This is a genomic window from Chitinophaga sp. 05T412 (assembly GCF_056396465.1).
The window spans coordinates 360,342-371,003 of sequence record NZ_JBFTLN010000007.1 but is presented as its reverse complement, the minus strand read 5'-3'; the positions used below and the strand labels follow the sequence as shown (position 1 = coordinate 371,003).

8 protein-coding genes are annotated in these 10,662 nt (G+C 43.1%); 7 read left to right on the top strand and 1 reads right to left on the bottom strand.

Features of this window, described 5'->3' with window-relative positions; all coding sequences use genetic code 11:
- Nucleotides 1–114: 114 nt before the first annotated feature.
- Entirely contained in the window at nt 115–1,869 is a 1,755-nt protein-coding gene (locus tag AC1DFM_RS17970) for an ABC transporter ATP-binding protein (RefSeq protein ID WP_477078122.1), read from the bottom strand.
- A gap of 900 nt (nt 1,870–2,769) precedes the next feature.
- On the opposite strand from AC1DFM_RS17970, the gene AC1DFM_RS17965 reads away from it, so the two are divergent.
- The 7 genes from AC1DFM_RS17965 to AC1DFM_RS17935 all read left to right on the top strand — a co-directional run bounded on the left by AC1DFM_RS17965 (nt 2,770) and on the right by AC1DFM_RS17935 (nt 10,647).
- On the top strand, nt 2,770–3,492 hold the full coding sequence (locus tag AC1DFM_RS17965) for a thioesterase II family protein (RefSeq protein ID WP_477078121.1): 723 nt from the start codon (nt 2,770–2,772) through the stop codon (nt 3,490–3,492).
- Nucleotides 3,489–5,114, top strand: coding sequence for an MBL fold metallo-hydrolase (locus AC1DFM_RS17960; RefSeq protein ID WP_477078120.1), 1,626 nt, complete (start codon nt 3,489–3,491; stop codon nt 5,112–5,114). Before AC1DFM_RS17965 ends, AC1DFM_RS17960 begins: the two co-directional genes overlap by 4 nt.
- 167 nt (nt 5,115–5,281) lie before the next feature.
- A complete protein-coding gene (locus tag AC1DFM_RS17955) occupies nt 5,282–6,247 on the top strand; it encodes a pyridoxal-phosphate dependent enzyme (RefSeq protein WP_477078119.1) in 966 nt (321 codons plus the stop codon).
- A gap of 21 nt (nt 6,248–6,268) precedes the next feature.
- On the top strand, nt 6,269–7,237 hold the full coding sequence (locus AC1DFM_RS17950; RefSeq protein WP_477078118.1) for a 2,3-diaminopropionate biosynthesis protein SbnB: 969 nt from the start codon (nt 6,269–6,271) through the stop codon (nt 7,235–7,237).
- A 119-nt stretch (nt 7,238–7,356) separates the two neighbouring features.
- Nucleotides 7,357–8,901: a S8 family serine peptidase gene (locus AC1DFM_RS17945; protein WP_477078117.1), complete on the top strand. Its 1,545-nt coding sequence runs from the start codon at nt 7,357–7,359 to the stop codon at nt 8,899–8,901.
- 104 nt (nt 8,902–9,005) lie between these two features.
- A complete protein-coding gene (locus AC1DFM_RS17940; protein ID WP_477078116.1) occupies nt 9,006–9,686 on the top strand; it encodes a 4'-phosphopantetheinyl transferase family protein in 681 nt (226 codons plus the stop codon).
- A gap of 442 nt (nt 9,687–10,128) precedes the next feature.
- The gene (locus AC1DFM_RS17935; protein ID WP_477078115.1) at nt 10,129–10,647 is read left to right on the top strand and encodes a UpxY family transcription antiterminator; all 519 of its coding nucleotides are present in this window, start codon (nt 10,129–10,131) and stop codon (nt 10,645–10,647) included.
- Nucleotides 10,648–10,662 lie beyond the last annotated feature (15 nt).

Below are 10,662 nucleotides of genomic sequence, written 5' to 3'. Positions count from 1 at the left end.
AGCATCGTTTTATCGGTGCTGCTTTTTTATATGCGGGACTTTCGTTTTTTGTATGCGGAACTTTCGCTTTCTATATGTGGGACTTTCGTTTTTTACATGCGGAACTTTCGCTTTTTATTGTGTGAACTGCATCTCACATAAATTCTTATACAGTCCGTAATCAATGTTTACCAGTTCATGGTGAGTACCTTCTTCTACGATGGTACCTTTGTCAATAACAATGATTTTATCAGCCTGCCGGATAGTGGCCAGGCGATGTGCGATGATGATAGACGTGCGTCCTTCCATTAGTTTATTCAATGCGTCCTGCACCAGTCTTTCAGATTCTGCATCCAATGCGGAGGTAGCTTCATCGAGGATAAGGATGCGGGGGGCTTTCAACACAGCGCGGGCAATGGCTATGCGTTGGCGCTGACCACCGGATAGCTGCATACCACGTTCACCAACGATCGTTTGCAATCCAAGTGGAAGCCGTTCAATAAATTCCCAGGCATTTGCTTTTTTTGCGGCTGCGATGAGGTCTGCTTCCGTAGCGTCTTGTTTGCCGTAGGCAATGTTTTCAGCAATGGTGCCACCAAACAGGAATACGTCTTGCGGCACGGTGGCCATTTGTGAGCGGAGCGTCGACAGTGGGAAGTAATGATTTTCTTTTTTGTCAAAATAGATATGACCACCGGAAGGATCGTATAGGCGTAACAGTAAAGATACGATGGTGCTTTTACCGGCGCCACTAGGGCCTACCAGTGCTATTTTCTGATTAGCGTTCACCTCAAAAGACATTTTACTGAGCACAGGAGTATCACTTCTTCCCGGATAGCGGAATGATACATTCCTGAAACTGATGTCACCCTGCAGCACATGTTCCGTAGCAATGCCAGTGACGGGCGATAAGGGCTCTGCAGGTTCATCCAGTATGGCAAAAAGATTTTCCGTAGCGCCAATGCTTTTCTGAAGAGAAGCATATATTTCTGTGAGGCCGCCAATGGAGCTGCCAATAAATACAGAATATAACACGAAAGAGAACAGCTGTCCTGAATCCATTCCGATAAGGACACCTCTCCATATAACCGCTACCAGTGCGCCAAAGATGCCCATAATAATGAAGGATGATAAAGCAGCCCGGTACTTTCCACTTTGGATACCTATATCCGCTGCTTCATTTGTACATTCCTTATAACGCTTCATCTCCAGGAATTCGCTGGCAAAGGCTTTTACACTAAATATTCCCTGTAACGTTTCTTCTACCACGGTACTGGAAGAGGCTACCTGGTTTTGCACTTTATTGGAGAAGTGACGGATAGACCGCCCGAATATCACAGCAATAACGACCATAACGGGGAGTATCGCCAGCATGAATATTGTCAGTTTGATTGACGTAAGCATCAGAAATGTGAGACCACCAACAATAATAATGAGTTGCCGGATAAATTCTGCCAATGTGGTAGTGAAGGTCTCCTGGAGTAGTGTAATATCAGAAGATATTCTGCTGTTGAGTTCTCCTACGCGCCGCGTAAGGAAAAAATTCATCGGTAGCTGAATCAGGTGATTATAAACACTTTGTCGTAAAGTAGCCAATGCTTTTTCCGCAGATTTCACAAACAGGATGGTTCTGAAATAGGAGCCAATAGATTGAATAGTTAGCAAGCCTAATAATTCAAGACCAATTATATTGATGTTGGATCGTGTACTTGCCTGTTTGCCTGCATCAATTAACTGACCAAGCACTTTGGGGAATGCAAGGCCCGCCAGACTGGAGATGAAAAGGAATACCATGCCTGCTGTAATAGTGGCCCAGTATGGCTGAAGGTATTTGAATAAGCGCAGTGTTTTCGCAAACTTATTTTTCTCGTTTTTTGTTAAGGAGGGCACAGTCATTGATAATTATTGGATGGTGTAAAAAGGGTTTAGTGGAGCGGCTGTCAGGGTTTTCGCTGCATCTGCGAATCAGTAAAAACCATACAGGATATGGTGCTTCGCAGAAGATGGAAAGTTATGTATATTTTTTTTGCTGGCAATGAAATTTAGTTGATTTTATCATTAATATTAATTAATTGTCATCAGGAGACTTTTTTTCTTTATCGCAGCAATCGGATGCAATGTGTCAATACTGTTTGCTGTAAAGGGTTTTGTGGGACTTGTATTTTGATAGATAAGGATTAGTTAATAGTCCTGCGTTAAAAAATTTATACTACAACGCAAGTGATTTTTTGCGGAATTAAATATGTTTGCTATTTTTGGATTATCAATATAATCTGATGGGAAGTGTTTTTATACAACGATAGATAGTTAATGGAAGCCCTCGACTAGCCTGATACCCTTAAGTAACGTCAACAAGTAAGAATAGATAAAACCCAAGCAAAGTACTATCCAAATAAATTCCTTCATAACAATTGGTTTTTTATTTTAACCCAGGTATTTATTTAAACAGGTACATTGTTTTTTATTCAAATAATGTGGAGGATTTGTATCCACATTAGCGACAGCTTTATCCTTTCGTGAAGTGTGTGTGTTTGCCATGCCCCCTGAAACGTTGATCAGATGGGGTATTAAGTGAAATGCATCTCCGTATTGTTGTGTTCTTCCCGTATGTGTCAAATCCTGATGCAGGAAGAAGTGGCTCACCTTTTATCTGTAGGAATCTGATCGGTTGCTACCGGAATATTTTTCCAGGTGCATTTTTATTTGTTTGCTGCCGGAATAATTTTTCCGGTAATGGTATCACTTTGTCAATACTGAAACGCGCGTCCTCAGCGCCGAAACCTTTATCCAATGGAGAAAATTAATCTTTTCTGCTTGCCGTTTGCCGGCGGAAGCAAATATTCGTACCGGTTGTATGAAGAAAATTTACCGTCCTTTCTCCACCTGGTGCCGCTGGAGTACCCTGGCAGAGGTACCCGGATGAGCGAACCACTGAAAGAAGATGTTGATCTGCTGGTAGCGGATTTATATGCACAAATAGAAAGCCGGTTGGAGCAGTCTCCATACGCTATATACGGTCACAGCATGGGCGGATTAATGGCTTATCTGCTAACCCGGAAGATTATTGAAAATGGTAAAACACCTCCCTTGCAGCTGTTTATTACCGGTACTCCCGGCCCGGCAGCCTCTTCGCGGACAGAACGGAAAAGGCATCTCATGGACAAGAAAACGTTCATAGAAGAAGTGAGAAGCCTGAATGGAAGCCCCGATGAAATACTGCAGAACAATGAGTTGCTGGAATATATCGAACCAATTTTGCGGGCCGATTTTAAAGTGTCGGAAAATTATAACTATCTGCAGGAGGGAATGCTTAATATACCCATAACAGTTATAACAGGTACCGGCGAAAATATAAAACAGGAAGAGATTCAGTTATGGCAGAAGGAAACCCGTATGACTGTCGACTTCAGACGTATGCCCGGCCATCACTTTTTTATATTTAAATACCCCTACGAAATCATTCAGATCATCGCTAAAAAGTTAGTTGTTCATTACAAATCATATCAATTATGAGTGAGAAAAAAGTATACCTGAAACCCAACGTAGTATTGGAACCATTGTACGACCGGTGGTATGCCTGGAGTCACCTGATATCTCCGGCAACTGCTTCCATGAATACCATTGCAAGGCATCTTACTATCATGGATTCCTATCTCGACGATCCCAGCATACACGCAGAAGCGGTCCTGAATCCGAAAATGAAAGGAGGCCCCTTCATGGACTTTGGTGGAGGTAGAGTAGCAGAGGTAAAAGCACTGAAAGATACCATTCTGAAACGCCAGGAAAAAGTGATTCAGTTTGCCCAGGCGGCTAAGGAACTGGATAAAATACTGGCCACAGAGTGTAAAGGCTTTGGATTGGAAACGGTGTATGAAAAAGTTCCGGATATATTGAAAGGCTACGTGGAGCTTTATTACGATCGTAATAATAATGCAGATTTTCGCTTCTTTGAATCCCTGTTGTATAAAAGTGAATTTTATAATAAGAAGGCCMAGAGTATTGCGCTGTGGATTACAGATAATGATCACAGGCCGTTTTGCCTCAGCACCCCCCGACTGGACGAACCAGATGTACTCCATCTCTCTATACCATTCGACCACGCCGGCATTGATGTACTCAGCCGCATGAAAAGAGCAGGTGGCTCATTACCAGAGATTAAGAAAATACTGGGCATTACCGCAGATCAGGAAGCACTGTTTGAAACCTTCTTCACGGAAACGCCTCCACCAGTATATAAGAAATATACGGGCGACAAGATCCGTATGCGTTACTTCGGACATGCCTGTATCCTTGTAGAAACAAAGGACGTTAGCATCCTGGTAGATCCGCTGATCAGTTACTACGGATACGACAGCGATATCGAACACTTCTCTGATGCTGATTTGCCGGATACAATCGATTATGTGCTGATCACCCACAATCACCAGGATCATATTTTGTTTGAAACATTGCTGCCTTTGCGCCATAAGATCAAAAATCTGATAGTGCCGCGTACCTGCAGTGGTAAGCTGGAAGATCCTGATCTGAAACTGATGTTTAAAAATATTGGCTTCAACAATGTAGTGGCAGTAGATGAAATGGAAACCATCGAATTTATTGATACCACCATTACAGGTTTGCCATTTACCGGTGAGCACAGCGATTTGAATATTCAGACCAAGTCCTGTTACCTGGTACAGATCAGCGGTTTCAAATTATTGTTCCTGGCAGATTCAAGGATCGTTGAATCCGGTCTCTATAAGCATATTCACCAACAGATTGGGGACGTGGACGTCTTGTTTCTGGGAATGGAATGTGATGGTGCGCCGCTTACCTGGCTGTATGGACCGCTGTTAACCAAAAAGATTACCAGAGATCAGGATGGCAGCCGCCGGCTGGCCGGATCTGACTGTGCGAAAGGAATGGCGTTGATCAATATTTTCAACCCGAAAGAAGCTTACGTGTATGCAATGGGAATGGAGCCCTGGCTGGAATTCATCAGTAGTATTAAGTATACCGATGAGTCCAATCCCATTATTCAATCCAATAAGCTGGTGCAGGAGTGCCAGGCTAAAGGTATTATTGCAGAACGCCTGTACGGAGAAAAAGAACTGTTGTACGACCGGAAAGAAGTATTGGCGGCTCAACTGCAATAAGTGCTGACCCCGTGGTGATTGTTTGCTTCCCCATTATTATATACCACCATCATTTGACCCACTGGATAAATTGATCTCATTGCAAATGCAGTGAGGCGGTTACATCTATATACCTGCACCCACATACGGGTGCAGGTTTCCTTCCTTTTTACACCAAAAAATTGCATATGCTAACGCAACTTGAAAAACTATCCGCTTTTATAGGGAATACTCCCCTGATGGCTCTGAGGAATACCAGCACCCCCTTATTTGCCAAGCTGGAATACAATAATTTCTCTGGTAGCTCAAAAGACCGTGCCGGGTATAGCATTGTTTATAATGGAATCAAGTCAGGACGTATCAATGAAAACACCACCATCATTGCTTCCAGTTCTGGTAACCTCGCTATTGCAGTGGCTTCCATCTGTAAAATGCTCGACCTGAAATTTATTCCTGTCATTGATCCCAATATCAACAGCGCGTATGAAGCATTACTCAACCTGTTGTCGTATAAGGTGGTGAAAATTACAGAAAGAGATAGCACCGGTGGTTATCTGTTAACCCGTATAGAAACGGTAAATAGATTACATGCTACTACGGAAAACTCATTTGTGGCCGATCAATATGGAGATCCGAATAATTACAAAGGATACTTTGGTCTCACGGAAGAGATCCTTCGTTGCCCTACGCCTATCGAATATGTTTTCGTGGCAGTAAGCTCCAGTGGCGCTATTACAGGCATCTCCAAAAGTATCAAAGAAAAGAATCCTGATATCAAAATCATCGGGGTAGATGTAGAAGGGTCTGTGATTTTTAATGCGCCGCCCGTGAAGAGATATATTTCAGGTATCGGCGCCAGCCAGGTGCCTCCTATTATAAAGAATGCGATCATCGATGATGTGGTGATTGTATCACAAACAGATATCATCCGGGGTTGTTTCGAACTGCTGAATGAGCAAGTGATTTTTGCCGGGGCTTCTTCCGGTGCCGTATATCTGGCGGCTAAAAACTATTTCAATGGGAAGTCCTGGTTAAAATCTCCTACATCGTTGTTGATCTTTCCTGACAAAGGACATACCTATCTGGATACTATCTATAACAAGCAGTGGGGAGAGCAACTTGCCGCTAAGTTGGAATCTGCCACTGTAGCTTAAAACAAAAAAAAGAGTACAACTATGTTATATCTCAATGCAGATCACATTCATGAAATAGGAATCAACTGGAAAGAGTTGACCAGCGTTATCGCCAACGCTACTGCGGCGCTTCATGAAAATGATTATTCGCAACCCATTAAACCCTATCTCCGCTACGGTGATCCAAAAAACAGGATTATTGCTATGCCGGCATACGTAGGTGGTCAGCTTCCCCTGGCTGGTATTAAATGGATCGCCAGTTTCCCCGGTAATATTTATAAGAATAAGTTAAGGGCGCACTCGGTGACTATTTTGAACGAACATGATTCGGGCATACCACTTTGTATCATCAATACCGCCACTATCAGCGGGATTCGCACTGCTGCGGTGTCTGGTGTGGTGTTGCAACAATTCCTGGCTACCAGGAATACAAACCAACAGTTCACCGTAGGCATTACCGGATTTGGCCCAATAGGAAGAATGCACCTGAAAATGGTAGCTGATATTTTGGGTAGCCGTCTCGCTAAGGTGTTGTTGTTTGATATCAATGGAGTCGACCTGTCACAGGTTGATGCTGATCTGAAAAGCAAAATAACAATAGTGGATTCCTGGCAGGATAGCTACAGCGTCGCAGATATTTTTATTACCTGCACGGTATCGGCTGCTCCATATGTAGATCTGCCGCCGGTAAAATCTTCTCTCCAACTCAATGTTTCTTTGCGTGATTATAAAGCGGAAATGATAACACATATGGATGTAGTCATTGTAGATGACTGGGAAGAAGTCTGCCGGCAGAATACGGATATAGAAAACATGCACAAGACCATGGGATTGGAAAAAAGTGATACCCTGTCTATTTCAGATATTGTTTGTAGAGATGTATTGAAAGAAAAAGAGGACGCGGTAGTCATGTTTAATCCAATGGGCATGGCTATTTTCGATATCGCCATAGGAGGATATTACTACCACGAAGCCATCAGAAAGAATGTGGGCGTAGTGATGCCGGATTAACTGTATGTTTTCAGCATAGATAATAGCACCCGCTTAATCATATCCTCTCCATCAATATAACTATTACAAGAGCACACCAGTTAATCATTCAATTCTTTTTTTACCCTTAAATGTTATTCATGAAAATCTCTAATTTATTTGCAGCCTGTATTCTTTTTTCAGCCATTGTTTCCTGTAGCAGACCGGAAACAGTGCTGAATAACGCAGGCGTGGACAACAATCCACAAGAAATACTGCCAAAATCTGCTATCAATGCGGTAGTGAACGACCAACTGCGTAAAACAGGTCGTTTCGATTGGAAAGTAGTAAGTGATAATGTCGCCTGGAGTGCACTGGTACAGGGTGATAGTATTTTATCTGTAGGGTATCAGCCTGCTGACGTGAAAAATGTTAGTCAAACGATTGATAAGATCGATATTAACAGCCAGAGCTGGGATGCAGCCAGGCAACAGGTGTTAAACATTATTCTTGAAAAGGAAAAACAAACGGGTAAATTGGCAGAGAACCTGGTTACTTACCGGTCGCAGAAGCTGCCAGTTTTTTATGTGAAAGCCAGCCATCTGGCAACGGTAAAAGCATTGCGTGCGTCCCCCCTGGTACGTTATGTTGAGCCGGTAGGATATGGAAAGTATATGAACACTAACGCAGGAGGTACTACGATGTCTTCACCTCACACCGAATCAGGTTTTCTTACATTCGGCTGCGATGATAATCTGCCTAAAACTAACCTGGTAGCTGGTGTTGATTATTTAAACATCACACCTGGTGCAAAGCAATCCTGGAATTATGCTTATCATCATATTCYGGAAGCATGGACTAAAACTACCGGCAGTAATGTAAAAGTGATGCTGATAGACACTGGTGTAAGCCCGGACCAGGCTAACCTGGGAAGCGCCTTCAATCAGGGTGCTTCAACTGGCAGAACCATAGAAAAAATAGCTACTTTCCCTGGTGGCACTCCTGCTGATGTATGTGGTCACGGAACCAAGATGGCTGGTGTTATTGCTGCACCAAGAGGTGTAAACGGCAGCAGTGCTGGTATCGCTTATAACAGTAACCTGATTACCGTACATGCGGCAGAAAATGTTATCATCCTGTCTACCGAAACCGTACAGGGAGTAGGAGATGCATATGTAGCAGGTGGTGATAATGCTGGGGTGAAAATAATCAGCATGAGCTTAGGAACCCTCTTTGCGTTCGGCCACATTACCGATGGTATCAACTATGCTTATAATAAAGGTAAGCTGATGTTCTGTGCTGCAGGTACTACCACCGCGGGTCTGGGCGCCGAGATCGGAGTAGTATATCCGGCTTATTTGCCACAGGTGCAGGCCGTAACAGGTGTAACGGATAACAGTGTCACTCCTTGCGAGGATTGCCACAGCGGTGCAGAAGTAGCGTTTGACATCATCATGGAAAAATCTGGTACAGGCATTAATCCACTTACCACTACCGCCACGGGTAATGCGCCTAATACTGTAGGAGGATCTTCGGTGGCTACCGCCAGCTGTGCAGCCATTGCAGCCCTGGTATGGAGCAAGTACCCAACTTATCCAAGAGATAGTATTGTAGCCAGAATGAAGCGCGCTTCCAGCAATTATCCTAATAGAAGTACTACGTTGGGATGGGGTGTTGTGAATGCTGACGTAGCTGTTGGAAATTAATTGCCTGGTCTTTTGTTTGTTGATGGAAATGGAGCATAAGGACGCACCCCGGCATTGGATCGGGGGCGTACTTATTGTTGTAATAATATCGTCGGTGATCCTTTATGGCCGCCAATAGTTTGTTCACCATGTATATCCAGCAGTTATCACCTGTCATTTATTATACTTATTACGATAGGCCACTTCCAGCAACACAATTTTCTCAGTTGTTGCAAAAGCTGCCGGAGGGAATGAGAGCGAAAATCTGCAAATTCAGAAGATGGGAGGATGCACATGCGAGCTTGTTAGGAAAACTATTGTTGTTACATGCATTGGCCGGGCAGCATTGTGAGCAGGCCATTAACGACGTTGCCTATACGAATTATGGCCGTCCATACATCCCAGGTATGCCTGATTTTAGTATTTCTCATGCGGGTCACCTGGTGGTTTGTGCGGTAGATCTTACTGGACGGATAGGTATTGATGTAGAGTTACACGCACCTATCCAGGTAGCTGAATTTTGTAAGCAGTTTTCTGCGGAAGAGTGGTGGAACATTCAACAAGCTCGTCATCCGGAATCGATCTTCTATAAATACTGGACAAAAAAAGAAGCTATCCTGAAGGCGGATGGCAGAGGTATTTGCTTGTCGTTATCTGCGCTGCACGTGGCGGAAAATGAGATGGCTTTTCTGGATGGTCGTAAATGGTATGTGAATACGGTGGATAGTTTCGAAAACTACAGCTGTCATTTTGCAGCAGATGCTAAGCATCACCAATATACACTCCTAAAGGTAGATTTCGTATAGGATAGATACTTGTTGTTATTAACAATTATTTTTTATGGTTTTGTTTTGCGGGATAAGTTTTTTATGCCTAGATTCACGGCGCTGAAGCTAATGACGGAACCGATTATTGCTGACCCAATGATGCTGAATACATAGTTTAACGCTTAAAATATTAGCAACCCCACGCAAGACGACCCGCTTGTTATTTATGAAGAATTGTTAATACTATCCGAACCACGTGGTGTTTAATTATATGCAGCCCGTATAATTAACGCTGTTTTGCTTAGTTAATAAAACCTAAATTTTGAAAATGATGTGTTAGAAGACCCACTCACATTGTCAACAGCTATATCTCCTCTATAGTAGCAGTGGCTCATCACACTGTTATTTAGACCCGACAGATATCTGTACTCCTTTTTGTTAGCTATTACATGATTTTAACTGTTATTAGAAAACTTTCCGTATGAAGACCCCCATTGCCGGATGGTATGTTATTTATACCAGGCCAAGACATGAGAAAAAAGTTGCTATCCAACTGTCGCAGGCAAATATTGCTTTCTTTTTGCCTACACTAAACACCGTCCGTGTATATAAGGACAGGAAAAGAAATATTGAGGCGCCACTTTTTCCTTCTTATATATTTATTTATGTAAATGACCTGGATGAGTATTACAGGGCATTAAGCATCAATGGTGCGCTTTATTATGTACGATCAGGAGACACCGTGGCGAAAGTAAGCGAAACGGTTATCCGTAATATCCGTTTATTACTGGGGCAAGGGAATGATCAGGATATAGAGGTATCTGATGCTTATTTCCAGCCAGGAAAACAGGTACTGATCAAAGACGGTATCATGGAAGGCCTTTACGGCGAAATTGTAGAAATCCAGGGAACCCGGAAAATTTTAATCAGGATCACGCTGATGCAGCGGAGCATTCTGGTAACGTTACCTTGCAATGACCTTGTCGCCAATGCGGTATAATAGCAGCCTAAGATT

Excerpts from the sequence above, each read along its gene's own strand:
- AC1DFM_RS17965 (WP_477078121.1), top strand. The coding sequence starts at position 2,770 with ATGGAGAAAATTAATCTTTTCTGCTTGCCGTTTGCCGGCGGAAGCAAA.
- AC1DFM_RS17955 (WP_477078119.1), top strand. The coding sequence starts at position 5,282 with ATGCTAACGCAACTTGAAAAACTATCCGCTTTTATAGGGAATACTCCC.
- AC1DFM_RS17950 (WP_477078118.1), top strand. The coding sequence starts at position 6,269 with ATGTTATATCTCAATGCAGATCACATTCATGAAATAGGAATCAACTGG.
- AC1DFM_RS17940 (WP_477078116.1), top strand. The coding sequence starts at position 9,006 with ATGGCCGCCAATAGTTTGTTCACCATGTATATCCAGCAGTTATCACCT.
- AC1DFM_RS17935 (WP_477078115.1), top strand. The coding sequence starts at position 10,129 with ATGAAGACCCCCATTGCCGGATGGTATGTTATTTATACCAGGCCAAGA.